Annotated in this window: 23 protein-coding genes; 18 read left to right on the top strand and 5 right to left on the bottom strand. The window is 71.6% G+C overall.

Annotated elements, in window-relative coordinates; translation table 11 throughout:
* The first annotated feature begins 57 nt into the window (after positions 1 to 57).
* The 6 genes from ACNTMW_RS28455 (at position 58) to ACNTMW_RS28430 (ending at position 9,230) form a co-directional block, all read left to right on the top strand.
* A complete protein-coding gene (locus tag ACNTMW_RS28455; RefSeq protein WP_426636968.1) occupies positions 58 to 2,250 on the top strand; it encodes a TRAP transporter permease in 2,193 nt (730 codons plus the stop codon).
* A gap of 38 nt (positions 2,251 to 2,288) precedes the next feature.
* Positions 2,289 to 3,269, top strand: a complete 981-nt coding sequence (locus ACNTMW_RS28450; protein ID WP_426636967.1) for a TAXI family TRAP transporter solute-binding subunit — start codon at positions 2,289 to 2,291, stop codon at positions 3,267 to 3,269.
* A 61-nt stretch (positions 3,270 to 3,330) separates the two neighbouring features.
* Positions 3,331 to 6,039, top strand: coding sequence for a sensor histidine kinase (locus tag ACNTMW_RS28445; protein ID WP_426636966.1), 2,709 nt, complete (start codon positions 3,331 to 3,333; stop codon positions 6,037 to 6,039).
* Positions 6,040 to 6,044: 5 nt separating this feature from the next.
* Complete coding sequence (locus ACNTMW_RS28440; RefSeq protein ID WP_426636965.1) at positions 6,045 to 6,452, top strand: roadblock/LC7 domain-containing protein; 408 nt, start codon at positions 6,045 to 6,047, stop codon at positions 6,450 to 6,452.
* A complete protein-coding gene (locus tag ACNTMW_RS28435) occupies positions 6,449 to 7,441 on the top strand; it encodes a TAXI family TRAP transporter solute-binding subunit (RefSeq protein WP_426636964.1) in 993 nt (330 codons plus the stop codon). The genes ACNTMW_RS28440 and ACNTMW_RS28435 overlap by 4 nt, the downstream gene beginning before the upstream one ends.
* A gap of 193 nt (positions 7,442 to 7,634) precedes the next feature.
* Complete coding sequence (locus tag ACNTMW_RS28430; RefSeq protein ID WP_426636963.1) at positions 7,635 to 9,230, top strand: methyl-accepting chemotaxis protein; 1,596 nt, start codon at positions 7,635 to 7,637, stop codon at positions 9,228 to 9,230.
* A gap of 185 nt (positions 9,231 to 9,415) precedes the next feature.
* Here the strand turns inward: ACNTMW_RS28430 and ACNTMW_RS28425 are convergent, their stop codons facing one another.
* On the bottom strand, positions 9,416 to 9,853 hold the full coding sequence (locus tag ACNTMW_RS28425) for a roadblock/LC7 domain-containing protein (RefSeq protein ID WP_426636962.1): 438 nt from the start codon (positions 9,851 to 9,853) through the stop codon (positions 9,416 to 9,418).
* A 633-nt stretch (positions 9,854 to 10,486) separates the two neighbouring features.
* On the opposite strand from ACNTMW_RS28425, the gene ACNTMW_RS28420 reads away from it, so the two are divergent.
* Together ACNTMW_RS28420 and ACNTMW_RS28415 are read left to right on the top strand one after the other, a co-directional pair.
* Positions 10,487 to 11,746 carry a cellulose-binding domain-containing protein gene (locus tag ACNTMW_RS28420; RefSeq protein ID WP_426636961.1) on the top strand — a complete coding sequence of 420 codons (1,260 nt, stop codon included), beginning with the start codon at positions 10,487 to 10,489 and terminating at the stop codon, positions 11,744 to 11,746.
* A gap of 86 nt (positions 11,747 to 11,832) precedes the next feature.
* Positions 11,833 to 13,017 carry an aminotransferase class V-fold PLP-dependent enzyme gene (locus tag ACNTMW_RS28415; RefSeq protein ID WP_426636959.1) on the top strand — a complete coding sequence of 395 codons (1,185 nt, stop codon included), beginning with the start codon at positions 11,833 to 11,835 and terminating at the stop codon, positions 13,015 to 13,017.
* Positions 13,018 to 13,116: 99 nt separating this feature from the next.
* Here ACNTMW_RS28415 and def read toward each other — a convergent pair whose 3' ends face one another.
* On the bottom strand, positions 13,117 to 13,665 hold the full coding sequence (gene def / locus ACNTMW_RS28410; RefSeq protein ID WP_426636958.1) for a peptide deformylase: 549 nt from the start codon (positions 13,663 to 13,665) through the stop codon (positions 13,117 to 13,119).
* Positions 13,666 to 13,808: 143 nt separating this feature from the next.
* On the opposite strand from def, the gene ACNTMW_RS28405 reads away from it, so the two are divergent.
* Entirely contained in the window at positions 13,809 to 14,399 is a 591-nt protein-coding gene (locus ACNTMW_RS28405; RefSeq protein WP_426636957.1) for a helix-turn-helix domain-containing protein, read from the top strand.
* 95 nt (positions 14,400 to 14,494) lie between these two features.
* On the opposite strand, the gene ACNTMW_RS28400 is transcribed toward ACNTMW_RS28405, so the two are convergent.
* Together ACNTMW_RS28400 and ACNTMW_RS28395 are read right to left on the bottom strand one after the other, a co-directional pair.
* Positions 14,495 to 15,856, bottom strand: a complete 1,362-nt coding sequence (locus ACNTMW_RS28400; RefSeq protein ID WP_426636956.1) for an NAD(P)/FAD-dependent oxidoreductase — start codon at positions 15,854 to 15,856, stop codon at positions 14,495 to 14,497.
* Positions 15,853 to 16,308, bottom strand: coding sequence for a hypothetical protein (locus tag ACNTMW_RS28395; RefSeq protein ID WP_426636955.1), 456 nt, complete (start codon positions 16,306 to 16,308; stop codon positions 15,853 to 15,855). The genes ACNTMW_RS28400 and ACNTMW_RS28395 overlap by 4 nt, the downstream gene beginning before the upstream one ends.
* Positions 16,309 to 16,674: 366 nt before the next feature.
* On the opposite strand from ACNTMW_RS28395, the gene ACNTMW_RS28390 reads away from it, so the two are divergent.
* Positions 16,675 to 18,126, top strand: coding sequence for a glycoside hydrolase family 28 protein (locus ACNTMW_RS28390; protein ID WP_426636954.1), 1,452 nt, complete (start codon positions 16,675 to 16,677; stop codon positions 18,124 to 18,126).
* A gap of 107 nt (positions 18,127 to 18,233) precedes the next feature.
* Here the strand turns inward: ACNTMW_RS28390 and ACNTMW_RS28385 are convergent, their stop codons facing one another.
* The gene (locus tag ACNTMW_RS28385) at positions 18,234 to 18,905 is read right to left on the bottom strand and encodes a class I SAM-dependent methyltransferase (protein WP_426636953.1); all 672 of its coding nucleotides are present in this window, start codon (positions 18,903 to 18,905) and stop codon (positions 18,234 to 18,236) included.
* 174 nt (positions 18,906 to 19,079) lie between these two features.
* On the opposite strand from ACNTMW_RS28385, the gene ACNTMW_RS28380 reads away from it, so the two are divergent.
* The 8 genes from ACNTMW_RS28380 to ACNTMW_RS28345 all read left to right on the top strand — a co-directional run bounded on the left by ACNTMW_RS28380 (position 19,080) and on the right by ACNTMW_RS28345 (position 25,675).
* Entirely contained in the window at positions 19,080 to 19,364 is a 285-nt protein-coding gene (locus tag ACNTMW_RS28380; protein ID WP_426636951.1) for a hypothetical protein, read from the top strand.
* A 265-nt stretch (positions 19,365 to 19,629) separates the two neighbouring features.
* A complete protein-coding gene (locus ACNTMW_RS28375; RefSeq protein WP_426636950.1) occupies positions 19,630 to 19,872 on the top strand; it encodes a hypothetical protein in 243 nt (80 codons plus the stop codon).
* Between the two features lie 190 nt (positions 19,873 to 20,062).
* Complete coding sequence (locus ACNTMW_RS28370) at positions 20,063 to 20,233, top strand: hypothetical protein (RefSeq protein WP_426636949.1); 171 nt, start codon at positions 20,063 to 20,065, stop codon at positions 20,231 to 20,233.
* A 338-nt stretch (positions 20,234 to 20,571) separates the two neighbouring features.
* The gene (locus ACNTMW_RS28365) at positions 20,572 to 22,002 is read left to right on the top strand and encodes a cellulose binding domain-containing protein (RefSeq protein ID WP_426636948.1); all 1,431 of its coding nucleotides are present in this window, start codon (positions 20,572 to 20,574) and stop codon (positions 22,000 to 22,002) included.
* Between the two features lie 193 nt (positions 22,003 to 22,195).
* Positions 22,196 to 23,416 carry an MFS transporter gene (locus ACNTMW_RS28360; RefSeq protein ID WP_426636946.1) on the top strand — a complete coding sequence of 407 codons (1,221 nt, stop codon included), beginning with the start codon at positions 22,196 to 22,198 and terminating at the stop codon, positions 23,414 to 23,416.
* A 187-nt stretch (positions 23,417 to 23,603) separates the two neighbouring features.
* The gene (locus ACNTMW_RS28355) at positions 23,604 to 24,386 is read left to right on the top strand and encodes a transposase family protein (protein WP_426637030.1); all 783 of its coding nucleotides are present in this window, start codon (positions 23,604 to 23,606) and stop codon (positions 24,384 to 24,386) included.
* Between the two features lie 82 nt (positions 24,387 to 24,468).
* A complete protein-coding gene (locus ACNTMW_RS28350) occupies positions 24,469 to 25,065 on the top strand; it encodes an RNA polymerase sigma factor (RefSeq protein WP_426636945.1) in 597 nt (198 codons plus the stop codon).
* Positions 25,052 to 25,675 (top strand): hypothetical protein, encoded by a 624-nt coding sequence (locus ACNTMW_RS28345; RefSeq protein ID WP_426636944.1) that lies wholly within the window; start codon positions 25,052 to 25,054, stop codon positions 25,673 to 25,675. Before ACNTMW_RS28350 ends, ACNTMW_RS28345 begins: the two co-directional genes overlap by 14 nt.
* Positions 25,676 to 25,866: the final 191 nt, after the last annotated feature.

The raw sequence follows: 25,866 nt of genomic DNA, 5'->3' as shown, positions 1-25,866 counted from the left end.
GATACCAGGGGTTTCACTTTTCGCGTATCGTCCGCTGCCGTGGAGCGGAGTGGATCGATGGATGCTTCGGATTCCAGTCTCGCCGAATCAGAGCCGGGGACTGGACATTTATCATTGTCCTTAAAGGACAATGAAGCGTCCGTGCCGGTGGGCACGCAGGACCGGGCGCTCAGCCCGGAAGCGGCCGCGGAGCTGGCCGCGCAGTTCGAGGAGGAGAAGCCGGGGCGGGTACTGACCGGCCGCATCGCGCTGCTGGTGAGCGGCGCCGCCGTGGTGATCGGACTGCTCGTGCTGTGGCAGCTGTTCGCGCCGCTGGCGCAGGGCAGCCAGTACTATCTGATCCTCTTCCTCGCCGGAGTGCTGCCTCTGGTGTTCCTGTCCTACTCGTCCGGGTTGCGGGCGCCGAAGGCACTGCGTATTCCAAAGGCGCTGCGCCATTCGGCGGCACTGCGGCGGCCGGCGCCGCGGACCGACCGCCCGACCGTCGCCGATTGGGTGCTGGCCGTCGTGGCGCTGGTGGTCTGCCTCTACCCGGTACTACCGGTGGTGGTCGGCGGCGCCGGCGGCGGCTACGACGACTTCCTCAACCGGCAGGGCCTGCTCGACCCGGTGGACACCGCGATGGGTACGGTCCTGCTGCTGCTCATCCTGGAGGCGTGCCGGCGTACCACCGGCTGGGTCCTGCCGGCGGTCTGCGTGGCGTTCATCGGCTACGCCTACTACGGCGGGTACCTGCCGCAGGGTTGGTCGATCGCGCACGCCGGGCTCAACTTCGACCAGATCGTCGACGCGCTCTACAACTCCGGCAGCGGGTTCTACGGCACGCCGCTGGACGTGGCCGCCTCCTACATCGTGCTGTTCACCATCTACGGCGCGGTGCTCGACCTGTCCGGCGCCGGGGCGTTCTTCGTCGACCTGTCGGTGGCCGCGTTCCGCCGCTCGCGCGGCGCGGCCGGGCGGACCGCGGTCGCCGCGGGCTTCCTGCTCGGCACGGTCTCCGGGTCGGGTGCCGCCACCACCGTCAGCGTCGGCGCGGTGACCTGGCCGATTCTGCGGCGGGCCGGGTACCCGGCGGAGCGCGCCGGCGGGATGCTCGCCGCGTCCGGCGTGGGTGCCATCCTGTCGCCGCCGACGCTCGGTGCCGCGGCTTTCATCATCGCCGAGTACCTCGACGTGTCGTACCTGCGGGTGCTGGCCTGGGCGACCGTGCCCACCGTGCTGTACTACCTGGGGATCCTGCTCGCGGTCGAGATCGACGCCCGGCGCTTCGGGGTACGCCCGGTCACCATCGAGGCGCGCTCGCCCTGGCGACTGCTGGCCCGGTTCGGATACCACTTCAGCTCGCTCTTCGTCATCGTCGTCTTCCTGGCGTTCGGCTTGTCGGCGACCCGTGCGGTGGTGTACGCGACGCTGCTGGCCGCCGTGCTGTCCTACCTGGACCGGCGGTTCTGGCTGACCCCGCGCCGGCTGTTCGAGGCGTTCGCCGCCGGCATCCGGGGGGTCCTGCCGGTCGCCGCGGTGTGCGCCGCCGCGGGCATCATCACCGCCATCACCACCAAGACCGGCCTGGGACCGCAGACAGCGGCGCTGCTGGTGGACGGCGCCCGCGCGGTCTCCGACAACGCCACCGTGGTGGCGTTGCTGACCGCCGTGTTCGCCGGGATCGCCCTGACCCTGCTCGGCCTCGCCATACCGGTCACCGCGTCGTTCATCATCGGCTGGGTCGTGGTCGGCCCGGCGCTGATCAACCTCGACGTCAGCAAGCCGGCGGCGGCGATGTTCGTGTTCTACTTCGCGGTCCTGTCCGAGGTGACCCCGCCCACGGCGCTCGCCGCGGTCGCCGCGGCGGCGGTCACCGGCGGCCGGATCATCCCGACCATGTGGCAGACCCTGCGGTACTCGCTGCCCGCGTACCTGGTGCCGCTGGCGTTCGTGCTGACCCCGGCCGGGGAGGGGCTGCTCGGCCGGGGCGGGACCGGGCAGATCGCGTTCGCGTTGGCCGCCTCGGCGCTCGGGGTCGCCACGCTGGCCATCGCGGCCGGCGGTTGGCTGCCCGGCATCGGGCCGGCCGGAACGCCCGCGCGGGTACTCGCGGCGGCGGCCGGGCTGACCCTGCTGTGGCTGGAGCCGATCGCCACCGCCATCGGTGCCGTACTCGCGGCCCTGGCCGTGGTGGCATGCCTGGTCCGCCGCCGGATGGCGGCCCCCGCGGTGCTCGGCGCCGCGGGCGCATCGAGGGAGGAGATGTAGTGAGGTCCACGATAGGACGACTCGTCGTCGGTACGACCGTGCTCACCGTCGCGGTCGCCGGCACCGCCGGGTGCGGCGGTCGCCGGACCGGTGCCGCGGCGGACACCGGCAACCAGGTGACCTGCGCCGTCGACAAGGACACCCGGCTGGCCATCGCGACCGGCAACGCCACCGGCGTGTACTACGCGCTGGGTAACGCGTACGCGCTGCAGGTCAAGGCGAACAGTGGCAGCAAGGTGCAGGCGACGGCCGCCGAGACCGGGGCGTCGGTGCAGAACATCCAGCAGCTCGTGGCGGGGGAGTACCAGGTCGCCTTCTCGCTGTTCGACACCGCCACGGACGCGGTACAGGGAAAGGCCGCCTTCGACGGTAAGAAGCAGCCGGTCCAGGCACTTGCTCGCATTTACGACAACTACACCCATGTGGTTGTGCGGGCCGATTCAGGCATTAATTCCGTGGCAGATATGAAAGGCAAGCGAATCTCGACGGGCTCCCCCAAATCGGGCACCGAGGTCATCGCTCAGCGCCTTCTGAAGGCGGCCGGGGTCGATCCCGAAAAGGACATCACGCCGCAACGTCTCGATCTCACCAAGAGCATCGACGGTATGAAGGATGGCAGTATCGACGGTTTGGTTTGGTCTGGCGGCCTTCCGACCCCTGGTATCACCGATCTCTTTACGACCTTGGGGGACAAGGTTAAGTTTCTCGAGATCACCGCGCTGTTGCCCAAGATGCAGGAGACCAATCAGGCGTACCAGGCGGGGAAGATCCCGGCAGCGACCTACAAGACCGCAGCCGACATACCGACCATCGTGGTCCCGAACGTGCTGCTGGTGAAGGAGGACCTGGACGCGAACCTCGCGTGCGTGCTGACGAAGACCCTTTTCGACAAGCGTGACGACCTGGTCAAGGCCAACGCCGCCGCGAAGGGCATCAGCCTGGACACCGCCCGGAAGACCGACCCGGTATCGCTACACCGGGGTGCCAAGGAAGCCCTCGACAAGCTTGGCGCCAAGTAGCAGTTGACCCGGCTGCCGGGCCCGCCCCGAGCGGGCCCGGACGCTCATGCGCAGGAGAGCAATGGCGATCGCAACCACCCCCACGTCGCGGAACGCGGCCGGCCAGCGCCGCTCCCTGGCCGCCGACCCGGCCGTCGCCGGGCACCGCAGGGGCACACGTACGGGCGGACGGACCGGCGGTAGCCGACCGGGCGGACGTCCCCGGCTGTGGTCGGTGCGTACCCAGCTGCTCGCCCCCATCCTCGTCGCCACGTTCGGTCTCGGCGTGCTGGGCACGGTGCAGACCGGCGACGCGGTGGCCAGCGCCCGCGACGCCGCGCGAGGGAAGGTCGTGGCGTCCACGGCGACGGCCACCGTCCGGCTGACCCACGAACTCGAACGGGAACTCGCCGAGACCGCCGCGCTGCGCCAGCGCGGCGGAAAGGCCGGCGAGCGGCTGGTCACCGCCCAGCGCAGCCGCACCGACCTGGCGCTCAGCCGGTACCGGGTCGCCCGGGCGGCCGCCGCGCGGACGGCGCCCGCGCTCCAGGCCCAGCTGAACGCCGCCGACGTCGAGCTGGACAAGCTGGGCGTGGCGCGGTCGCGCAACGGCTTCGAGGCACAGACCGACGCGATGTTCCACGACATCACGACGTCCCTGCTGGCGGTCGCCGACGCGCTGCCCGCCCAGTTGCGCGACCCGAACCTGGCGTCGGCCGCGCGGGCGGTCGCCGCGCTCGCCGCCGTCGAGCACTACCACGCGCTCGAGCGCGACCTGCTGCGCGGCGTCTACAGTCGCGCCTCGATCCAGGGCACCGAGCTGATCGACCTGGCCCGGATCGACGCGTCGCGGCAGCAGCGTGAGGCGGAGTTCGTCCGCGTCGCCGACACGGGCGCGCGGGACCGCTACGAGCGCCTGATGACCGGCCCCGACGTCGACAACGCGGCGCAGCGGCGGAACGCGGTGCTCACCGGCCAACCGGTCAAGGGCGAGGCCGACAGCTGGTACGTCGCGCAGAGCGGCACGATCCGCAAGGTGAACCTGGTCGGCCTGGCTCTCGTCGACCAGCTCGACCGGCACGCCTCGGAGCTGTCCACGTCGGCGACCCGGCGCGCCTGGCTCACCGCCGTCGGCACCATCAGTCTCGGCCTCGCCGCGCTGGCCGCGGCGCTCTTCCTGGCCGTGCGCACCAGCCGCCGGCTGCGCCGGCTGCGCGTCGCGGCGCTCACGGTCGCCCGGCACGAACTGCCCGACACCATCGCCAAGGTGAGTGCCGGCGCCTCGGTGGAGCAGACCATCGGCCGCGACTCGGAGGCCGCCGACATCACCCGGCGGATCGCGGCCAGCGAAGACGAGGTCGGTGAGGTCGCCGACGCGTTCTCGTCGGTGCACCACACGGCGCTGCGGCTGGCCAGCGACCAGGCCGAGCTGCACCTCGACGTGGCACGGATGGCAGAGGTGTTCGCCCGCCGTATCCGTACCCTCATCACCCGCCAGCTACGGCTGCTCGACGAGTTCGAGCGGGAGGAGACCGACCCCGAGGCGCTGTCGCGCTTCTTCGCCCTCGACCACCTCGCCGCGCGCCTGCGCCGTAACGGCGAGAACCTGCTGGTGCTCGCCGGTGGCGAGCCCGGCCGCCCGGCCAGCGGGGCGTTCCCGCTCGCGGCCGTCGTCGCCGCCGCGGCGTCCGAGATCGAGGACTTCGGACGGGTCGAGACACAGGCGATGGATGCGGCGGTCGCCGGCCCGGTCGTCGGCGACCTGGTCCACCTGCTCGCCGAGCTGCTGGAGAACGCCGCGCAGTTCTCGCCGCCGAACGCGCCCGTACGGGTCGACGCCCGGCACACCGTCGACGGCATGGTGGTCCGGGTGCACGACAGCGGGATCGGCCTCACCGAGGCCCGGCTGGCCGAGGTGAACGCCCGGTTGGCGCAGCAATCGGCGCGGCTGTCCAGCGCCGCGGCCGGCACCATGGGCCTGTACGTGGTGGCCCACCTGGCTGCCCGCCACGGCATCAGGGTCCAGTTGCACACCACGGCCAGCGGCACGGTCGCGTACGTACTGCTGCCGCCGTCGGTCCTCGCTCCGGTCAAGGACGTGCGCACCCCCGTGTCCGACCCCGCCCGGGCCCAGCCGGTACTCGAGGGTGTGGGTGCCCGACCCGGTAGGGGCGCGACGGCCCAGTCGGCGGTCTGGTTCCGTCCCGAATTGGACGGCGCCGCCCAGGCCGGCGCCAACGGTGTTCCGGCCGCGGTGGGCGGAGCACCGCGCGCCGGTGGTGCGGTTCGTGGCGGCGACGCCGTCGGCCTGCGCCTGTCCGACGCGGTGTCCGCGACCCTGGCGCAGGGGTTCTCGGCGCTGCCGGCGGTGACCCCGACGCCGGGCGCGGCCCCGCTGCCGGGGGTGCCCCCGACGCCGGGCGTGGCCCCGCTGCCGGCGGTGACCCCGACGCCGGGCGGGACCGTGCGGCCGGCCGGGCGCACCGCCGCCGTGGTACCCGCCGGTCACCTCCGCGCCGAACCCGCGCACCACCCTGGACCGTACGGACCCGCACCCGGGCAGGAGGGCACAGTGGACAGCACCCCGTCGCCGGAGACTCCCGGCGGGCTACCGCGGCGCCGTCCCGGTGCCCAGTACACCGGCGGTGCACCGGCCGCTCCGGCGGCACCGGCTGCCGCGCCGTCCGTCGACCCCGAGGCCGTCCGGCACCGACTGTCCGCGCTGGCGGAGGGCGTGTCGGCGGCGATGCGGCACAGTAAACAACCCACCCCCCTGGCTAAGGACCGATGATCCACATGCAACAACAGCAGCAGACCGCCAACCTCGACTGGTTACTGGCAAGCTTCGCCCGCCAGGTGCCGGACGTGGCCCACGCCGTGGCCGTCTCCGACGACGGACTGCGCCTGGCCACCTCGGCCGACCTTCCGATCGACATGGCCGACCAGCTCTCGGCGGTGATCAGTGGACTGGCGAGCCTGTGCACCGGGACCGCCCGCCTGATGTCGGCGGGAAGCGTACGCCAGACCATCGTCGACATGGACGGTGGCGTGATGCTGGTGATGACGGTCGGGGACCGGGCGCTGATCGGCGTGCTCGCCGCGCCCGGCTGCGACCTCGGGCAGGTCGGGTACGAGACGGCGATGCTGGTCCACCGGGTCGCGGACGCGCTCGAACCCGGGGTGCGGGTGGAGGGGCTGGCATGAGACCGCGCCGGCTCGCCGTCGGGCTCGTCGTGCTGCTCGGGGCGGTGTCCGGGCTGGCCGGCTGCGGGCAGTCGGATACCGGTGCGCGCACCTGGCACGACGGTCAGCTCTTCCTCGCCACCGGTAACACGACCGGCACGTTCTACCAGCTCGGTGGCGGCTACGCCGACCTGATCAGCAAGTACCTGCCCGGCTACGAGGTACGCGCCGAGCCGACCGGCGCGTCCGGTGAGAACGTGGCCCGGCTGACCAGCGGCGACATGGAGATCGCACTGTGCAACGGCGACACCGCGGCCGACATCGTCAACGCGCGTGGCACCAGCCCCACCAGCGCGCCGGCCGGCGGCCAGCAGCACACGATCCGCGCGCTCGCCCGGTTGTACCGCAACACGATGAACGTGGTCGTGCGCGCCGACGAGAAGATCCAGACGATGGCCGACCTGCGCGGCAAGCGGGTCTCCACCAGTAGCCTCAACTCCGGTACCGACGTGCTGGCCGGCCGGATGCTGGAGGCGGCCGGCCTCAACCCCGACGCCGACGTGCAGCGGCTGCGGCTGTCGCTGCCCGACACGGTCGCCGGGATGAAGGCCGGTACGGTCGACGCGCTGTTCTTCACCGGTGGCCTGCCCACCCCGGGCATCACCGACCTGCTCGACAGCGCGCCGGACAGGTTCGTGCTGATGTCGACCGGGGAGCTGGTCGAGCCGCTGTCGATCAAGTACGGGTCGGTGTACTCGAGCGCGACCATCCCCAAGGACGTCTACAAGACCCCGACCGACGTCACCACGATCGTGGTGCCGACCATGCTGCTGGTCACCGACGACATGCCCGATGACCTGGCGTACCAGCTGACCAAGGTGCTCTTCGAACACCAGGCAGAACTGGCCAAGGTGCACCCCGAGGGCGGCAACTTCGACCGGGCCAACGGCCAGTACACCCAGCCGGTTCCGCTGCACCCCGGTGCCCAGCGCTACTACCGGGAGGGCTGAGCCCGCCGGCGTGGGCGCCGGCACCGGGGAGGCCGGGCGACAGCCCACCACGACGGGTGGCCGCCCCGGCCGGTGGAACTCCGGTGACGAAACCCTCAACAGGTCGATATGACTGCCGACACATCTCCCGGGTGGTGTCCAGAGTGGTCCAGTCGGCCACCGGCCATCCGCCGGGGAACCGGAGGGAGCGGAGATGTCTGATCGGGTCGGTGGGCGTCGCGCCGGGCGGCGCGGGTTGGGGATCCGGCTCGGCGCCGGCTTCCTCGCCGTCGGCGCCCTGATGGTGGTACTGGCCGGGGTGAACTTGGCCCAGCAGGCGCGGATGAGCGACCGGGCGGACGCGATGGCGGTGCGCGACCTGACCCCGCTGGCCGACCTGCGGCAGGTGGAGACCTTCCAGACCAACTACGCCAAGGGCAACCTGCTGTCCGAGGCGCTCAAGGAACCCGCCGGCATCAAGGCCGCGCTGGAACGGGCGCAGACCGCCAAGGGCCAGATCGGCCCGGCGCTGGAGAAGCTCAAGGCCGACTCGCCGCCCGAGTTCCGCGGGGACGTGGACGGGCTGATCGCCGCCTGGGACGCGTACGTGGCCAAGCACTCGGCGCGCCAGGCGGCCACTGCCGCCAACGACCCGAGCGCGGCCGCGCTCGACAAGGAGACCTCCGCGCTCAGCGCCGAGAACGGCAAGAAGATCCAGGCGTACGCCGAGAAGCTGATCGCCGACAGTGCCGCGCAGCGCAAGCAGATGTCGAGCCTGCGGAGCATGTCGACCACGGTCACCCTGGTCGTCCTGATCGCCGGCATCGTCGTGGCGGTCGCCGTCGGCGTCTGGATCGTGCGCAGCGTCCGGCGCCCCATCAACGCGATGGTCGAGGCGCTGGACAAGGTAGCCACCGGCGACTTCAGCGGCGACATCGCCGTGCGGGGTGACGACGAGGTCGGCCGGATGGCGGACGCGTTGCGCGCCGCGTTGGCCGAGATCCGCGGCGTGGTGTCGCGGGTGGCCGAGTCGGCCGGCAGGCTGTCGGGCGCGTCGCAGGGACTGACCCGGACCAGCCAGCAGATCGCCGGATCGGCGAGGGAGGCGTCCAACCGGGCCGCCGAGGTCGCCGAGACCGCCGAGCAGGTGTCGCACAGCGTCCACACCGTCGCCACGGGCGCCGAGCAGATGGGTGCGTCCATCCGCGAGGTGGCGCAGAGCGCGAGCGACGCGTCCCAGGTCGGCGCCGAGGCGGTCGCGGCCGCCCAGGAGACCAACAGCACGATCGAGAAGCTCGGGGTGTCCTCCACGGAGATCGGCAATGTGGTCAAGGTGATCACTTCGATCGCCGAGCAGACCAACCTGCTGGCGCTCAACGCCACCATCGAGGCGGCGCGGGCCGGCGAGGCCGGTAAGGGCTTCGCGGTCGTCGCGAGCGAGGTCAAGGACCTGGCCCAGGAGACGGCGAAGGCGACCGAGGACATCGCCCGGCGGATCGAGACGATCCAGGGCGACACCCGTGGCGCGGTGGAGGCCATCGGGCGGATCGGTCAGATCATCGACCGGATCAACGACTACCAGACCACGATCGCCTCGGCGGTCGAGGAGCAGGCGGCGACTGCTGCCGAGATCAGCCGCAGCGTCGGCACGGCAGCCAGCGGCAGCAGCGAGATCGCCACGGCGATCGGTGGGGTGGCGCAGGCCGCCGACACCACGAGCGCCGGGGTGATCGAGACCGACCGGGCCGCCACCGAGCTGGCCGAGCTGAGCGCCGAGCTGCAGCAGCTCGTGGGGCGCTTCCGGTACTGACCGCTGCCGGCGGGGGAGGGGCGGCGTCACCACGCCGCCCCTTCGCTGCCGGTCGCTGTCCCGTTGTAGTCGCTGTCCCGTTGTAGTCGCTGTCCCGTTGTAGTCGCTGTCCCGCTGTCGGTCGTTGTCCCGCTGTCGGCCGCCGTGCGCTGGCGGGACGCTGTCGCTCCGGCCGGTGCACCCGCTCAGGGGCCGATGGTCCGCTTGAGCTCCTCGATCAGTTGCGGGGTGAGGAACTCACCGGTACGGCGGGCGAACAGCGTCATCTCGTACGCGGTTCCACCCAGGTCGACGTCCTTGCGCGCGAGCACGCCCATCGCCGAGCCGGGGTTGATCGCGCGGACCAGAACGTACCCATCATCGAGATCAATGATTATTTTGTTGGCTCCGCCGAGGTCGAAGACCTGGGACGCCCCGTCCGCGAGACTGATGATCGCCGACGTGATGGCGGCGAGCCGGTCCGCCTCCGCGCGCGGGCGGAGCGCCGACATCCCGATCAGTAGGCCGTCCGAGGAGACGGCGATCGCCTCCAGAACCCCGGCGGCCTCGGCGGTGAACCGGGTGAGAAGCCAGTTGAAGTGGTCGGCTGCCGACTCGGGGGGTGGCGTGTGGATGACGTCCACCGTCGCGTCCTCCTCCGGTGCGCAGGGTGGGGTCGCGCCTGCCTACCCCGTCCGTGTCGTACTACACCCGTGCAGCGTTGTCGATTCGATGACGTTCGGTGCCCGGTCGACGGTGGTCCGGTCGACGGTGGTCCGGTCGACGGTGGCCCGGTCGACGGTGGCCCCGACCCGGTGCCGGTGTCCGGTCTCCCGGTGGTGGCGGTCGATGACTCGGAAGGGTGGACAGCGCGGCAGGCTGGTTACATAGGTAACCGTCGTGGTTACGCACGGCGGTGCCTCGCGGTTGGCTCCCGCGGCATGAGAGTACGCGTGGACAGTGAAGGTCGTCCATCGTCAAGAGCAGGCATCCGCATCCGCCGGATGACCCTGTCGGCCGCCATCATGCTGTCCATCCCGCTGCTCCCGCCATCCCGCTGCTCCCTCACCGCCTTCGCTCCCTCCGTCATCCCCGCCATGATCGCGGAAACGTTTCCGGGTCGGGGTACGGAACAGTTTCCGCGATCATGTGTTCCTGCGGTGTTGGGAGCGCTTCCAAAAACTCCTGTCGATGCGTACGATGCCAGAGCGGGCAGGCGGATGCGGGTACATCGATGAGCGGGCGGTGCTCGTCACACCCCACCGATCGGAGGAAGCATGCCCCTGCCACCATCGCGTCGCCGCCGCCGTTTCGCTGCGCTGGCCGCCGCCGCGACCCTGCTGGCGACCGCCGGGTTCGCGGTCGCCGCCACCAATGCGAGCGCCGCCGGCACCTGTCGTGTCACCTACACACCCAACCAGTGGACCGGCGGCTTCACGGCGAACGTACGCATCACGTCCGGAGACGCACTGCACGGCTGGGCGCTCACCTGGACCTACCCAGCCGGTCAGCAGGTCACGAGCGCCTGGAATGCCACGGTCACGCAGAGCGGTACGGCCGTCCGCGCCACCAACGTCTCGTGGAACGGGGAGGTACCGGCGGGCGGATCGACCGAGTTCGGCTTCCAGGGAACCTGGACCTCGTCCAACCCGGCGCCGACGGACTTCGCGCTCAACGGGGTGGCGTGCGACGGTAACGGCGGGGGTCCCACCCCGACGGCGAGCCCCACGCCGACCACGAGTCCCCGCCCGACCGCGAGCCCCACGCCGACCACGAGTCCCCGCCCGACCGCGAGCCCCACGCCGACCCGGACGCCGTCGCCCTCCCCGACCACGCCGCCGCCAGGGCCTGGCGGGTGCGGTACGGCCGTCGTCTGCGACGGCTTCGAAGGTCAGACCGGCACGGCACCCGCCGGCGCCTGGTCCGTGACGTACCCGGACTGCTCCGGGGCCGGTACCGCGACCGTCGACACCGCCGTCGCCCGCAGCGGCGGCCGGTCGCTGCGGATCAACGGGGCGGCCGGGTACTGCAACCACGTCTTCGTCGCGTCGACGTCCGACCTGAGCCGGGTGGGCGCGAACTGGTTCGTGCGGTTCTATGTCCGCCACACCACCGCCCTGCCGGCCGCGCACGTCGCGTTCCTGGCCATGAACGACTCCGGCCAGAGCGGAAAGAACCTCCGCTTCGGCGGCCAGAACAGCGCGTTGCAGTGGAACCGGGAGATCGACGACGCGACGCTGCCCGAGCAGAGCCCGGCCGGGGTGGCGCTCAGCGCCCCGCTGCCGACCGGTACCTGGAACTGCGTCGAGTTCAACGTCAACGGCGACGGCACGATGCGTACCTGGCTGGGCGGGGCGGAGGTGGTCGGCCTGACCGCCGACGGCACCCCGACCCACGACGTCGACAGCCAGTGGCTCAACCGGGCCTGGCGCCCCTCGCTGACCAGTTTCAAGCTCGGCTGGGAGGCGTACGGGGAGGGTGCCGACACGCTGTGGTTCGACGACGTCGCGGTCGGGTCGAGCCGGATCGGCTGCTGACGCCCGCAGTCTGGGAATGTGGAGGATCTGGCACCGTGGGCGGTGTCAGATCCTCCAAAGCCCTTCACGTTCGGAGGTAGCCGGCTATGACTCTCGACCTCGCCCGGATCGCGGCCGACACCCCAGGCGCGGCGGATGCCGTGTTCCTCGACAGCGCCGGGTCGTCGCTGCCGCCGACGCCCGTACTGGAGACCGTCGTCGGGCACCTGCGCCGGGAGGCCGAGATCGGCGGGTACCGCGCCGCCGAGGAGCGTGCGGCCGACCTCGCCGGGGTGAAGGAGTCCATCGGCCGCCTGCTGGGCGCGCCGGCCGCGGCCGTGGCGCTGGTGGACTCCGCCACCCGTGCCTGGACCCAGGCGTTCTACGCGGTCGCGCTGCGCCCCGGCGACCGCATCCTGCTGTCCGGAGTGGAGTACGCCAGCAACGCGGTGGCGGCGCTGCACCGGGCGGCGGCGACCGGCGCGGTCGTGGAGTTCGTCCCCAGTGACCCGACCGGGCAGATCGACCTGGAGGCCCTCGCCGGCATGCTCGACGAGCGGGTCCGGCTGGTGTCGCTGGTTCAGGTGCCCACCAACGGCGGCCTGGTCAACCCGGTACGTGAGGTGGTGGACGCGGCCCACGCGCACGGCGCGTTCGTCCTGCTCGACGCCTGTCAGTCGATCGGCCAGCTCCGGGTGGACGTCGACGAGCTCGGGGTGGACGCGCTGTCCGGTACCGGCCGCAAGTGGCTGCGCGGCCCACGCGGGACCGGGTTCCTGTACGTGCGGCCCGGCCTGATCGGCGACCTCGACCCGCCCGTCATCGACCTGCACAGCGCCACCTGGCGGGCGCCGGACCGTTTCGACCTGGCGGGCGACGCGACCCGGTTCGAGCTGTGGGAGTCGGACGTGGCCGGCCGCCTCGGCCTCGGCGCGGCCGTGGACTACCTGCTGGAACTCGGCGTCGACGCGGTCGAGAAGGCGGTGGCCGAGGGCGCCGAGCGGCTGCGTGACGCGCTCGCCGAGATCCCCGGAGTCCGCGTCCGCGACCTCGGCCGGCGCCGGTGCGGGATCGTCACGTTCACGGTCGCTCGCGTGGCGCCGGAGACCGTACGCGACCGGCTGCGCGCCCGGGACGTCACGGTGACCGTCAGCCGTCGCGGATCCACGCTGGTCGACATGGACGCCCGCGGTCTGGAGGCGGTGGTCCGGGCGTCGCCGCACTACTTCGTACACCCCGACCAGCTCGATGCCGCCGTCCGGGCGGTCGCCGAGGTGGCCGCGACCGCGTAGCCGGTCCCCGCGCCGATGGCACAGCAGCCGGTACCGGTGCCTGCGGGGGAGGCCGCGGTTACCGGAGTGCGGTCACCGGGTTGCGCTTACGGGGTGCGGTCACCGGATCGCACCGAAGATCGGGTGTGGGCTGACCTTCACCCGCGGTGCCGGCCCACCGTTCCATGGCGCTTTACGGATCGCCTTCATGGCGGCCTTGCGACGTTGCGCGTCCATGCGGTCGATGAAGAGGACGCCGTCGAGGTGGTCGGTCTCGTGCTGGAGGCAGCGCGCCATTCCTCCGGAGCCGACGATCTGCACCGGGTCGCCGTGCATGGAGTAGCCCTTGGCCACGACGTTCATCCGTCGCCTGGTGTCGAAGTACAGCCCCGGCATGGACAGGCAGCCCTCTGGGCCGTCCTGCTCCTCGTCGTCCGGGAAGCGCAGGACCGGGTTGACCAGATGGCCGTCCACGCCGTCCACATGGAACACGAAGACCCGCAGGCCGACGCCCAGTTGCGGGGCGGCGAGGCCGGCGCCCCGCTCGTCGCGCAGCGTGTCGTTCAGGTCCCTGACCAGGGTTCGCAGCTCGTGATCGAACGTCGTGACCTCGTCGGCCGGGGTGGTGAGGACCGGGTCTCCGAACAGTCGTACGGGCAGGACGGCCATGGCTCTCCTCGACGGTCTGCGGCTCCTCGGCGGGGCCGCGTGATTGACGGTGATTCCGATTGACGGTGATTCCGATCGACGGTGCCGCTGATCGACGGTGCCGCTGATTGACGGTGCCTTTGCAAAGGACGATACTTTGCAAAGTGACGGGAGAACAGCGGGAGACGGTGACCCAGGCGGCGCTGCGGCACCCCGTACGCGCGGCGCTGATGGAGTTGATCACTGCTCGCGGCACCGTCACCTCCACCGACGCGGCGCGGGAACTCGGCGGCAGTTCCGGGCTGTACTCGTTCCACCTGCGCCAACTGGCCCGCCATGGCCTGATCGAGGAGGCGCCGGCCACGCGGGGGCGGGTTCGCCCCTGGCGGTTGGCCAGCCCGGAGCCGGCGCGGGACGTAACCGACCCGGCGCCGTCTCCGGACTCGACGGCCGACCTCGACGGCCTCGCCCGGGGGCTGGAGGACGAGAGCTATCGGCGCTGGCTCGCCCAGCGTGACCGGGCACCCGGTCTGTGGCGCCGTGACGAGGCGTTCAGTCAGGTCCTCTACCTCACGCCGGATGAGCTGACCGAGTTGGGCGACACGATCCGGGAACTCGTCGACCGGTACCGACAGCGTGAGCACCGGCCCGCGACCCGCCCGGCCGGCGCGGGCCCGGTGGCGGTCGTCGCCCGCCTGTTCCCCCTGCTGGAGCCGGGCGACGCCGAGCCGCCCGCTCCCGGCCGCGCCGGGTGACGACCGGCGCGACGCCCGACCGAGGCGCGGCACCGTCTATGCCCGCCCGACCGAGGCGCGGCGCCGTCTATGCCCGGCCGGCCGGCCGTGGCCGTCTATGCCCGGCCGGCCGGCAGTGGCTGCCGCTCCGCCCGGGCCGCTGCCTGCAACGGCCGGCGGGGCTGCTCCAGCTCGCCGAGGGCGCTGATGTCGCGCGGGAACAGCGCCCCCAGCAGCCAGCCGCTGAGCACCCGTGCCTTCCGGGGGCCGCTGGGCAACAGTGCCCAGTGGTACCCGCGGTGCAGCAACCAGGCCGGCAGGCCGCGCAGCCGGACGTCGTAGATCTGCGCCACGCCCTCGAACCGGCCGAGACCCGCGACCGTGCCGACGGGGCGGTGCCGGTACGGTTCGGGCGCCTGTCCCCGGCCGAACCGGATCTCGGACAGGAGGTTGTCGGCCAGTCGGCGGGCCTGGCGGACCGCGTGCTGGGCCGTCGGGGTGCACAGCGCACCCGGCGTGCGGCTGGTCAGGTCCGGCACGGCCGCGCAGTCCCCGCCGGTCCAGGCCCCCGGCGCGCTACGTACCCGCAGGTACGCGTCGGCGATCACCCGGCCCCGGTCGTCGCGGGGGAGGTCGGTGGAGTCGAGCATCGGGTTCGGGCGTACGCCGGCCGTCCACACCAGTGTGTTGGTCTCGACGATGTCGTCGGCGTAGAGGCCGGCACCGAACCGCAGCCGGCCACCCACGCACGACGAGATGGTCGTGTTGAGCCTGACCTCCACGCCGCGCTGGCGCAGCACGTCGGCGGCGTACTCGCTCAGCTCCGGGTTGACCTCGGGCATGATTCGGCCGGTCGCCTCGATCAGGATCCAGCGAAGGTCGTCCCGGCGTAGGCCGAACGCCTCGGCGACCGTAACCGACATGTCCGACAGCTCGCCCAGTGCCTCGACCCCGGCGTAGCCGCCGCCGGCGAACACGAAGGTCAGGGCCCGGCGGCGGGCGCCCGGATCGGGAGTGCAAGCCGCCAGCGCGAGCTGGGTGAGAACCTGGTTGCGGAGGTAGACGGCCTCTCCGAGGGTCTTGAAGCCGACGGCCAGCTCGGGCAGTCCGGGTACCGGCAGCGTCCGGACGACCGAGCCGGGGGCGACCACCACGTGGTCGTACCGGATGTCGTGCTCCCCGCCGTCGGTCAGCCGTACCCGGGCGGTGCGGTCGCCGTGCCGCAGCGCGATGACGTCGCCCTGGAAGATGCGTACCCGGGGCAGGACGCGGTGCAGCGGGATGGCGATCTGCCGCGGTTCGATGTCGCCGGAGGCGACCTCGGGCAGCAGTGGCTGGTAGGTCATGTGGGACCGCGGGTCGGCCAGCATCAGCTCGGCCTCGCCCGGGTGCAGGCGCCGCTGGAGCCGTCGCGCCGCGTACAGGCCGAGGTGGCCACCGCCGACGATCAGGATGCGGGTGGGCGGGGCCCCGGTCATCGCGGCTGCCTCAGTGCGCCGTCCACGGCCGCCGCGACCACCCCGTACGCCGCGTGTGGCACCACGTCGGAGACCCAGTCCGTGGCGCTCCAGGTGCGCGGGTCGGTGATCCGCAGGATGGTCATCGGCGCGTTCGACGCGAGCATCGCCGCCACCGTGAGTACGGCCGCTGCCCGCGGCAACGGCAACGGCTCGCGCACCGCCCCGGTGTAGGCCACGGTGACCGTCAGCCCGGTCGCGTACCCGAGCAGCGCGCCGATGCCGGCAGCCCGGTTGTCTGCCCGTGCGCCGTCGCCGAGGTCGACCCCGGTCGACGTGGCCATCCGGCGCACCGTCCGCTCCGGCGTCGTGCTGGACGGCCGGCCGCGCAGCGCCATGTCGAGGTAGCTGGTGATGTCGAGCGCCATCGTGCCGACGGCGCCGGCGATCAGGCCGCGGTACAGGGCACGCACCGGGGGCCGCTACCCGGCTCGGTGCCCGCTTACACCGCCGTGGCCGGGCGGGGCCGCCTGTGCAAGGCCGTTGCAAACGTTTCCGTGACGCGGCAAGCGCAGCTCACGATCCTTGACCCCGGCCCGCCGATTCGGATAGATCTCAATCGATTTACTGCCGGATCCACCGCCCGCCGACGGACGACGGCTACCGACGGACGGCTACCGACGGACGGCTGCCGACGGACGGCTGCCGACCGACGGCTGCCGACCGACGGCTGCCGACCGACGAGTACCGACCGACGAGTACCGACGGACGACGGGGCCGGCAAACCGACGACTTCTGCTGGCGGACGACGATCGTCCCAGGTCCGAGGAGTGAGGAAGATGGCGAATCGAGTGACCCGCCGGGGCGTACTCATCGGCGGTCTCGGCATGGCCGGTGCCGCGGTGGCGGCACCGGCGCTGGCCGTTCCGGCGTTCGCGGCCGGTGCGGAGGGTGCCGGTGCGGTGGGTGCCGGTGCGGTGAGTGCCGGTGCGGAGGGTGCCGGCGGGCCGTCCGTCACGGCCGTGTCGCCGGCCGACCTGCCCTGGCCGCAGGCGCGCGCGATCGTCGCGGAGACGACCGTCCCGACCTTTCCCGCCGTGACATTCGACGTGACGGCGTACGGCGCCAAGGGCGACGGGTCGACCGACAACACCGCGGCATTCAAGCGCGCGATCGACGCGTGCAACGCCGCCGGTGGGGGAACGGTGCGCGTGCCGGGGGGCACGTACCTGACCGGGGCGATCCATCTCAAGAGCAACGTCAACCTCAGGCTCGACGGGGCGACGCTGGCGTTCTCGGGTGATGCGAGCGCGTACCCGGTCGTGCTCACCCGGTACGAGGGGATCGAGTGCATGAACCGGTCACCGATGATCTACGCGTACGGCCAGCGCAACATCGCGCTGACCGGTAACGGCGTTCTCGACGCCGCCGCGACCTCGTCGTGGAACAAGGGTTCGGACCGGGCGTGGCTGGAGACCCAGCTGTCCAAGCCGCCGCAGGAGCGTGTCGTACCGGGCTCGGGACACACCATGCGCTCGGCCTTCGTCGAGCCGTACAACTGCCAGAACGTGCTGATCCAGGGCGTCACGCTGCGGAACTCGATGTTCTGGCAGATCCACCCGACGCTGTGCCGCAACGTGACCGTCGACCGGGTCAGCACCGATCCGAGCACCGCGCACTCCAACACCGACGGTTGCGACCCGGAGTCGTGCGACCACGTGGTCATCTCCAACTGCGATCTCGGCGCGCACGACGACAACATCGCCATCAAGTCCGGCCGCGACGCCGACGGCCGGCGGGTCAACGTACCGTGCCAGAACATCGTCGTCTTCGGTTGCCGGATGAACGGCAACTGGGGCGCGATCACCTGCGGCAGCGAGCAGACCGGCGGGATCCGCAACGTGTACGCGTTCAGGAACACGCTCGTCGGCGTCACCAAGTTCGCGCTCTACGTGAAGTCGAACACCCAGCGCGGCGGCTTCAGCCAGAACATCAACCTGGACAGCTTCTCCGGCCAGGTCGACCGGGCGTACGTGTACGTGACCATGACGTACAACGGGCAGACCGGCACCTACCCGCCGGCGTTCGGGCCGTTCACGATCACCAACTCGTCGTCGATGAAGGCGCCCCGGGTCTTCGACGTCAGCGGCCTTGCCGACGATCACATCACGGGCTTCGTCGTCCGCAACTGCAGCTTCAACGGGGTGAGCGACACGTCGAACACACTCACCAACGTCGACGGCGTCGTCTTCGCCAATGTGAAGATCAACGGCAAGGCGGTCCGGCCCTGACCGGCCGGGATCGATCCGGGCCATCCCGGCCGGCCGGGATGGCCCTGACCGGCCGGGGAGCGGATCAATCGGGGAGCGGATCAACCGGGCACTGCCGGAGGTGCGGCTCAGTCCGGTGCGGCCGGAACCTGCCACACGGTGGTGGTCTTGACGTCGGAGTTCTCCAGCGACCGGATGACCGGCACGTCGTGGACGGTCACCGCGGTGAACCGGTCACGGGGCAGGTAGGCGCGACCGGGGTCGCCGACCAGGACGTGGGCGCCGCGCGCCGCCGCCCGCCGCAGGAACGGCAGCACCCGGTTGGCCATGGACCTGCTGTAGAAGACGTCGCCGGCGAGCACCACCTCGGCCCCGCCGGCGTCGCCGGACAGCACGTCGCCCAGGACGGTGGTGACCTCGACACCGTTGGCCTGGGCGTTGGCGGCGACGGCCGCGACGGCGAGCGGGTCGATCTCGTTCGCGGTCACGACCGCCGCGCCGGCCTTCACGGCGGCGATCGCCACCAGGCCCGAGCCGGCCGCCAGGTCGAAGACCGTACGGCCGCCGACGAGGTCGGGGTGGTCGAGGATGTACCGGGCGAGGGCCTGGCCGCCGGCCCACGCGAACGCCCAGAACGGCGGCGGCTGCTCGCCACGGCGCAACTCCGCCTCGGTCAGCTCCCACAGGGTGATCGCGTCGTCGGCGAGGTGGAGGAGGACCTCGGGCACGTACGGCGCGGGGGCCAGGCGGGTGTGTGCGCGCACGAAGGCGCTCTCGGTCTGGTCGGCTAGCGGGGACACGCCGCCGACTGTACGCACTGGGTCCGGGTGTCTGCCGATCCCGCACCGGTGAACGCGGTCTCCCGCGGGTGAACGCGCCTCCCGGCTACCGTTTGGCACCCGGGCGAGTACCCCGCCGCACCGTCGCTGCCATTAGCTGGATCACAACAAAGACATGGGCCGGAGGGGGATCAGATGATCAGCAACGTAGAGGCGGTCCGGGCGGAGGCGCTGTTCACCTCGCCCCTTCAGTCGTCCGACCAGCCGGCCGCGGACGAGGTCCTGCGGGCCGTGGCCGCCACCCTGCGCAGGTTCGGTATGCGCGGGTGCGCCGCCCGGGTCGCGGCCGAGTTCGGCGAGCACCCGGAGATCGCCGTTCCCCGTATGACGTGGGCTCTCGAGATGATCCGTACCGTGTACCCGACGCCGGCCAAGCCGGCCGTGCAGTACCCGTCGCAGCCGCTGGCGATGGCGAGCTGACCGGCCGTCCGGCGCCGCCGGCCCCATCGCCGCTCGCACCCTGCCACCGGATGTCGGGCCCATCGCCGCTCCCCGCCGCCATCACTGTCCCCGCGGCGGGCCGGACTTAACGATCGCTAGTCTGATTTGTCCGAGTTCGAGGTCGCTTGCGAAACGTCTTTGTTAACTGCCCGTCAACTGGCGCAAAAAGAACGGCGTGTTGTTGCTTTCGCGGGAAACACTACACATGCGAGGTTGGAGAGGTCCCGACGACCGAGGAGGCGTCGTGCTGATCAAAACGACGAGCTGTGACGCGGGTGTCAGTGTCGACCTGTGGTGTGACTCCTGTGATGTGCTGTTTTCCCCCGGGGTGAACACGCCGCAGGTACTGACTGCCGTCTGGGAGGCGGCGATGGCCCGTGGGTGGAAGGCGGGAGAGCCGGGCTCGCCGAGTCGGCACCTCTGTCCGGCCTGCGCCGACCCCCATGGCGACGAGCGGTTGCGGGAGGCGGTACCGGGCGCGGTCTGAACGTTGCTACGGTGCCGGCGTCGTCGTTGCGGCTTTCACGCCGCCGGCGGCGCCGTCGTGGCTTCGCTCCACCGGTGGTGGTACCGCTCCGCTCCACCGGCGCGTCCGATCATGGTGCTGCCCGGACGTGGTTTCGGGTACGTCGGCTCTCGCCGGCGTATGTGCTGGCCAGGCGGGGTATCCGGATGGTGTGACGCAGCCTGAGCCGCTGCCCGAGTACGAGCAGCGAACCGATGTACACCCGATCGAAGAGCGCCCCGACGTTCTCGAGGCGGCAGTGGATGACACGACCGTACCCGGTCTGCCGGTCCCCGATGTCGGCCCCGACGACCTGACGCCGCGGTTCCGCGAGCCGCTGTGACCGGGTTCGACGCATGAGCGTGGCGGGCTCGCCCGTCCCCGCCGCGCGGATACCGCCTGTCCCTGGCCGCCTGCCCGGTGGCCGTCTGCCGGTGGCCGTCTGCCGGTTGCCGCCTGCCCGGTTGCTGCCTGCCCGTTCCGCGGGCAGTCGATCCGACCCCTCGGAAGTCGCTGAGCCCGCCGAGAGCCTGTCCCGCCTCGGTGGAGGTCTGTCCCGCATCCCGCATCCCGCATCCCGCACGGAGCAGGTTTCAGCAACATTTAAGAGAGTTTGCGGTAGGGCCTAAGTCGACGTGACCGAGACTCGATCGACCGAACCCACTGCGAACGGAGAACACCGTGCGGCGTGACCGTCTCAGACTCACGATCTACACCGTCTCGGCGCTGCTCGCGGCCGGCGGCGGAGTCGGCGTCGCGGTAGCGGCCACCGGTCCGGAGCCGGCCGCGGCGGCGGGTCTCACGGCGACCTTCAGCAAGGACTCCGACTGGGGAAGCGGGTACCAGGGCCGGTTCACCATCGCCAATCCCGGCGGCGCGGCCCGTACCGGCTGGCGGCTGGAGTTCACGCTTCCCACCGACACCACGCTGAGCAGCTTCTGGGACGCCAACGTCACCCGCAGCGGTAACACCGTCGTCGCGACCGACCGCGGCTACAACGCCGCCGTGTCGCCCGGGGCGGCGACCGCCTTCGGGTTCGTCGTCACCGGTACCGGCGCGCCGACGTCCTGCACGATCAACGGCGCACCCTGCGCCGGTGGTGGCGTGCCCGCCCCGAGCGCTCCGGTGCCGACCGCTTCCGGTCCGGCGCGGACCACGCCGCCACCGGCGCCGCAGCCGACCCCGTCCAAGAGCACCCCGGCCCCGACCGCACCGCCGCCCGCGGCGAGCGGCATCACCGTCGCCCCGTACGTGGACATGGGCCTGCTGTCGAACCCGGGCAGCCCGACCCTCGCCCAGCTCGCGGCCAGCAGCGGAGTCAAGGCGTTCACCATGGCGTTCGTCAACAGTGCCGGCTGCAAGGCGAGCTGGTTCAACGCGTTCGACCCGCGGGCGCGGGCGTTCGGCGACCAGATCGACGCGCTGCGCCGGGCCGGTGGCGACGTGAAGATCTCCTTCGGCGGCGCGACCGGGATCGAACTGGCCCAGGCCTGCACCGACGTGGCGGCGCTGACCGCGGAGTACCAGGCGGTCGTGGACGCGTACCAGCTGAGGTTCATCGACCTCGACGTGGAAGGCGCGGCCGTCGCCGACCCCACCTCGGTGAACCGCCGATCCGCCGCTCTCGCCGCGCTGCAGAAGCGCAACCCGGGCCTGAAGGTCTCGCTGACGCTCCCGGTCCTGCCCGAGGGGCTCACCGCCGACGGTCTCAACGTGGTGAAGTCCGCGCGGGACGCCGGCGTCAGCCTCGACCTGGTCAACATCATGGCGATGGACTACCAGCGGGCCGGGCAGGATTACGGTGACCTCGCCATCCAGGCGACGAAGTCGACCGCGGCCCAGCTCAAGGGCCTGCTCGGGATCTCCGAGGCGCAGGCGTTCCGGATGGTCGGCGTGACGCCGATGCTCGGCCGCAACGACGACCAGGGCGTGTTCAACACCAGCGACGCGCGTGACGTGGTCGCGTTCGCCCGCGCCAACCAGGTCGGGTACCTGTCGTTCTGGGAGCTCAACCGCGACCGGAACGCCTGTAACGGCGCGCTGTTCCAGTGCACCAACGTGCCGCAGCAGCCGTTCGAGTTCAGCAGGATCTTCGCCGGTTTCCAGGGCTGAGCTGAGCTGCTCAGGTTCCAGGGCCGGGTTGTCAGGAGGGCGCCCCGCCACCCCGCTGGAAGGGGCGGCGCGGCGCCCTCCGCTCCGTGCGGGGCCCTCCGTTCCGCGCGGCGCCCTCCTCGGCCTGTGATCCGGAGCAAACCAGGGCGTAATCCGGTCGGAACCGGCGGACCGGTACCCCAGGATGGGGGCCATGCGTCTCGAGCCGTACCGCCATGTCCTCGCCCGTCCCGGAGTGCTACCGCTGATGCTGGTCGCGCTGCTGGCCCGGGTGCCGGCGACGGCGGTCGGCATCACGCTCACCCTGCACGTGGTGGACGACCTGAAGCGCGGGTACGGGGCGGCCGGCCTGGTCGGCGCCGTGTCGACGGTCGGGATGGCGCTCGGCGGCCCGGTGCTGGGACGCCTGGTCGACCGGCGCGGCCTGCGACCGATGCTGCTGCTGACCACCGTGGGCTCGGCGGTCTTCTGGGCGGTCGCGCCCATGCTGCCCTACCCGGTGCTGCTGGCGGTGGCGTTCCCCGGCGGGGCGCTGACCCTGCCGATCTTCTCGGTGGTCCGGCAGTCGCTGGCCGCGCTGGTCCCGGAGGAGCACCGGCGCGCCGCGTACTCGATCGATTCGATGTCGGTGGAGCTGTCGTTCATGGTCGGCCCCGCGCTGGCCGTGGTGATCCTGACCAGCACCTCGGCGACGGCCACCATGTGGGGCGTCGGCGCCGCGCTCACCCTCGCCGGCGTCGGACTGTACGCGTTCGACCCGCCGACGAGGAGCGACGAGGAGCGGGCGGCCGGCAGCTCGGGCGAGCGGCACCGGGTACTCACCCCACGGCTGGTGGCCGTGCTGGTGGCGGTCGCCGGGGCCACGTTCGTGCTCGCCGGTACCGACGTCGGCGTCATCGCCGTGCTGCGGGAGGCCGACCAGGTGGGCTGGAGCGGGCTGGTGTTCGCAGCCTGGGGCGCGTACTCGCTGGCCGGCGGTTTCGTCTACGGCGCCCTGCCACGCCCCTGGTCACCGTTCGTGATCATGGTTCTGCTCGGGCTGTGCACGATGCCGGTGGGGCTCGCCGGCGGGTGGCAGTCACTGTGCCTGCTGCTGGTACCGGCCGGTTTCCTGTGCGCCCCGGTGATCGCGTCCAGCTCGGAGGCGGTCAGCCGGCTGGTGCCGGCCGTGGTACGGGGTGAGGCGATGGGCTGGCACGGGTCGGCGCTGACCACCGGTACCTCCCTGGGGGCGCCGGCGGTCGGGTTCGTCCTGGACCGGTACGGGGCGACCTGGGGGTTCGTCCTCGCCGGCGCCGGGGGAGCGGTGGTGGCGCTGCTCGCCATCGTCGCGACGCGCGGCCGTACGGCACGGCCGGACGCCCCGGCGGCGGCAACGCCGGAGGCGGTCACCGTCGGGGCACCCGGTCGCTGAGCCCACCACCCACTCGTGATCGCGGAAAGCGGCTATCCATATAAATGCAGTGAAATAAAGGAATGAGCCTTTTCCATCGTGGCGATGCTGGTCACGGCGCAGTGGTGTGAGCAAGGGATCGACGTGAGGTGAGGCTCCCGGTAAGACAGCAGTCGACCAAGACCCGATGCCCCAACCTGGAGCCTCGTTGCTGTCCTATCCCGCTGCGATTCCGCTGTCCAGCCGCACCCTGGCCCAGGTGGCCGACCTCATCCGTAGCCACCGTCGCCAGCATCGGTCCCGGTGGCGGCGCCTCCCACCCGGCAGGCAAGCACTGCTCGCCCTCGCGCACCTGCGTAACGGCGACACCTATACCCGGCTGGCCGCCGGGTTTGCCATCGGCACCGCCACCGCCTGGCGCTACGTTCGCGAGGTCGTCCACCTGCTCGCCACCTGCGCCCCGGACCTGCACGCCGCGGCCACCCACGCGGCTCGGCTGGCGTACGCGATCCTCGACGGCACGCTGATCCCGATCGACCGGGTCGCCAACCAGCGGCCCTACTACTCCGGTAAGCACCGGCGCCACGGCGTCAACGTCCAGGTCTTATCCGACCCCGCCGGCCGACTGGTCTGGGCCTCGTCGGCGCTGCCCGGCGCCGTCCACGACCTGACCGCCGCCCGCGCCCATGGCCTGATCGACGCCCTGGCCAACGGCGGGGTTATGACGTTGGCGGACAAGGGATACCAGGGCGCCGGCGGCACGGTCCGTACTCCGTTCAAACGCCACCATTTACGGCCGCGGCTGTCCCGCCGGCAGAAGGCGGTCAACCGTTCCCACGCCAGGCTGCGCGCCCTCGGCGAGCGCGCCGTGGCCACCCTCGAAGGCTGGAAGATCCTGGCCAAGCTGCGCTGCTGCCCTCGCCGCGCCACCATGATCGTGCAGGCCATCCTCGTCCTACACCACATCGACACCGACCGCCGACCACGGTGAAAGGCTCGATGTAACACCGTGGCGTCGCCGGTCCAAGTACGGGATGAAGGAAGCCGACCGAGCACCGCACCTGGAGGGGCCTGTGGGGGACGCCGACCGGACAGACCATCATCTCGCCGACATCGCGGGCGACCCGGACGCATTCGAGGCGTTCTACCGACGTCACGTCGCGGACGTGAGCCGCTTCATCGCGCGACGAGTCGACGATCCGTACACGGCAGCCGATCTCACCGCCGACGTGTTCCTGGCGATCATCGACTCGGCGCACACCTACCGGGCAGACCGAGGCGGTGTCGTCGGCTGGGTGTTCGGGGTCGCCCACAACGTGGTCGCCGCCGAACGTCGTCGCGCCCGTCGGGAGACCGCCGCCACCCGCCGCATCGCCGGGCGCCGGCTGCTGGACGCGGCCGACATCGCCCGACTCGAGGAGCGCATCGACGCTGAGAGTTCGGCCCGCCGGGTCTACCACGCGCTGGCCGACGTTCCGGAGGCAACGCGCCGGCTGTTGGAGCTCGTCGCCGTTGACGGCCTCCCTGTCGCCGAGGCGGCCGCCGCGCTCGACATTTCGCCGATCGCCGCCCGAGTCCGGCTCCACCGCGCCCGCAAGCAGCTGCGCGACCTGCTCGCCGACCCGATCCCGCTTCAATCGACCGGAGGAAACGCTCATGGGTACGCCTGACCAACAGCAGCTCGCTGCCTTCGAGGAGCAGCTGCTCGCCCAGCTCAAGAACGTCGTCGCTGCTCGTGCGGTTGACGGCGCGGCGCCTGTCACCGGCCGGGCCGTCCGGAGGTCGCGTCGCCGGCTGGTGCTCGCCGGAGGCGCCGTGCTCGCCGTGGCGGCGGGCGCCGCCGTCGCCGGCCCAGCGGGGCTCGGGCTGCACACGTCCGCGGCTTACGCGGTGGAGCGCGACCCAGACGGCTCGATCCGCGTCTCCGTCTACGACTACCGCGACCCGAAGGGCCTGCAGCAGCGAATCGAGGCATTCGGCGTCAAGGCGGCCGTGGACTACCTACCCGCCGGGATGACCTGCCGGGAGCCCCGCGCCGACTACGTCCCCCCGGATCGGATGCCGCGTGAGATGGTCGACTGGGCCCCGCTCGGCAGCAAGGACCGCTACTTCAAGGTCCACCCCCAGCACATCGCCCCCGGCCAGACCTTCGTCTACACCGTCCAGGTGTCGACGAACTCGCACGGTCGCAGCCAGCGCTTCGCGATCAGGCTGGCCAACGGACCTGTTGCACCATGCACACCGGTACCGGGAGACGTCGTGCCCGGCCACGGCGGTTGAGCTCACACCTCGACGCAGTGACGGCCTGGTTTACCAGTGGCAGCCACTGGTAAACCAGGCCGCCCTAGGCCGTGTTTCATAGGCCGTTGATCGGCCGGCGTAGGTTGCGGCCGCTGGCGTGTCGGTCATCGATAGATGGCGAGGTCTCCGGTAGATGGTTCATCGACGAAGAAGACCATCAACACGGAGAC

It is taken from the genome of Planosporangium spinosum (assembly GCF_049999945.1).
Lineage (GTDB): Bacteria > Actinomycetota > Actinomycetes > Mycobacteriales > Micromonosporaceae > Planosporangium > Planosporangium spinosum.
Note: the sequence above shows the minus strand (reverse complement) of the source record. Positions and strands in the feature narration are given on the sequence as shown.